A 2,309-nucleotide genomic window follows, 5' to 3' on the forward strand; every position below is an offset into this window, starting at 1 on the left:
CGGCATACAGCGCGTCCGGCAGGTTGGAGCCCAGACCGGCCCCGCTTTCCACGGTCACGTCGAGACCGAGGGCCTTCAGTTTCTTGACCGTCTCCGGAGACGCTGCAACGCGGGACTCGCCCGCGCGCCGCTCCCTGGGTATGGCGATTTTCATGGTTGTTCTCTCCCCTGCCGCGAGCTGGCCGATTTTCGGGCAACCGGCTTAGTCCGTGTGCATGAATGCCGGATTTATGATGCTTTGTGAAGGCATCATCCGTCGATGGTATTACCAGCGGCGATGGTGCGACGCAACAATTCGGAAGTCACCGGGCTGGGCGCTCATCCCCGTGGGCACAGGGTCGCCGCATACTCAACGCCCCGCCATCCCACTTTCGGAGTAGACGCTGCCCCCAGACGGAGCGCAACCGCGAATGCACCGTATGCGGGCGGCTGCACGCCACGCGCGCCTCAATGGGCAGCGCTGGGACGCGTCGGCTCCACCTCGACGGCCAGTGTGTATTCGTCGGCGCGCGGGGTGTAGGAGAACTCCTTGCGCATCGCCCACACCTTGCTTTCGAAGTAAAGCGGCAGCACGGCGGCGTCCGCCATGGCCATTTCCGACGCCTGCCGCAGCAGGGACTCGCGCGCCTTGGGGTCGAGCGTGACGGACGAGCGGTCGAGAAGCGAATCGATGGTCGGATTGGAATAGCGGGCGCGGTTGATTCGGCCCCGGTTGCGATCCGCGTCGTAGGAGGCGAGCAGGGAGGTCAGGATGTCGGTCGTCTCCCCGATGTCGGTGGTGATCCCGGACATGAAGGCGCTGAACTCCAGCTTGGACGCGCGCGCGAAGAAGTCGGTCGCGGGCATGGTTTCCACCTTGGTGGCGATGCCGATGCGCGACAAGGCCACGCCCAGCGTGCGCGCCACCGCCGCGTCGTTGGTGTAGCGGTTGTTGGGCGCGTGCAGGGTCAGGGCGAATCCGTCCGGCCAGCCGGCCTCCGCCAGCAGGCGCTTCGCCCCTTCCGGATCGTAGGTGTCCGGGGTCAGCAGCGGGCTGGCGCCGAAGAAGCCCACGGGCAGCAGCTGGCCGGCCGGGGAGCCCAGCCCTTCCAGCATCATGTCCACGGTGCCCTGCCGGTTGATGGCCTTGGAGATGGCCCGGCGCACGCGCGGATCCTTCAGCGGGTTGCGCGCCAGCGGCTTGCCCTTGCGGTCGGTGACGAAGGGCGACCGGTCGCGCCCGCTGTCCAGGGCGAGATAGATCAGGCGCGCCGTCAGGCCGCTGCGCACCGTGATCTCCCGGTCGCCGTGGAGACGGACGAAGTCGGACGGCGGCACCTGATCGATCAGATGCACGGAGCCCCCCATCAGCGCCGCCACCCTCTCCGTCGCCGAGGGGATGACGCGGAGCGTCACATCGTCCCACGGCGGGCGCCCGCCCCAATAGGCGGTGTTCGCGGCCAGCGTGATCTCCGCCACCCCGCGGCTGGCGACGAAGCGGAAGGGGCCGGTCCCGATCATGGTCTGCCCCGCGTCGAAATCCTCGCGCCGGGCCTCGGCGAAGCGGGCCGGGATGACGGCGACCTGCCCCACCGCGGCGGGGATCGTGGGATCCGGGGTGGCGGTCCGGATGCGCAGCGTGTGGTCGTCCACCACCACCACGTCCGACACCGCGCGCAGGATGGTCGCGTAGGAATAGGGGCTGTCCTGGACGTGGAGCGCACGGCGCAGGCTGGCCGCCGCGTCGGCCGCCGTGAAGGGCGTGCCGTCGTGGAACAGGACGTTGCGGCGCAGGACGAATTCCCAGTTGCGGTCGTCCACCGCCGTCCAGTGGATCGCAAGGCCGGGGGTGGGCCGCTTGTACTCGTCGGGCAGGGTCAGCGCGTCGAAGATGTGGCTGCTGACGATGCCGTTGGGCGAGAGATTGTGGAAGTGCGGGTCGAGCGTCGTCACCTCCGACCCCAGCCCGATGACCAGCTGCGCCGCCCGGACCGGAGTCCAGAGGAGGAGCAGCGCGATGGTGAGCGCCAGGGTGCGCAGCACAGGCAGCGTTCGACCAAGGCGCATCATCAGGCTCCCGCAGGCACGGCATCAGGGATGCACAGCATGGCCCAGTCAACCGCTCCTTGTGAAGGCGTGTCGTTCGCGCCGCATCCGCCAGCGGCACAAGGTCGCGGTCCGTTCGCCCGCCCAAATATCGCTGCCTGTGGCATCCGCCGTCCGGAGCCGCAGGGCGATTCAGAGAAGGTGGATGAATTTCGGGTGACGCGAGTCGTCAGTTGATTCACAAGGCTATCGGCAGGGACCGAGCCGGAGAGTCGGAGCGATGA

Annotated in this window: 1 protein-coding gene and 1 pseudogene; both read right to left on the reverse strand. The window is 68.3% G+C overall.

Going from position 1 to position 2,309, the window contains the following annotated elements:
• Positions 1 to 154: pseudogene (locus tag ACSVC7_RS32535) on the reverse strand (NAD(P)(+) transhydrogenase (Re/Si-specific) subunit alpha); the annotation flags it as partial.
• A 293-nt stretch (positions 155 to 447) separates the two neighbouring features.
• The gene (locus tag ACSVC7_RS32540; RefSeq protein WP_448208737.1) at positions 448 to 2,046 is read right to left on the reverse strand and encodes an ABC transporter substrate-binding protein; all 1,599 of its coding nucleotides are present in this window, start codon (positions 2,044 to 2,046) and stop codon (positions 448 to 450) included.
• Positions 2,047 to 2,309 lie beyond the last annotated feature (263 nt).

The sequence above is a fragment of the Azospirillum mesophilum genome, from assembly GCF_053470405.2.

What these genes read in the sequence shown, in the direction of transcription:
- ACSVC7_RS32540 (WP_448208737.1), bottom strand. Translation starts at nt 2,046, where the DNA reads ATGCGCCTTGGTCGAACGCTGCCTGTGCTGCGCACCCTGGCGCTCACC.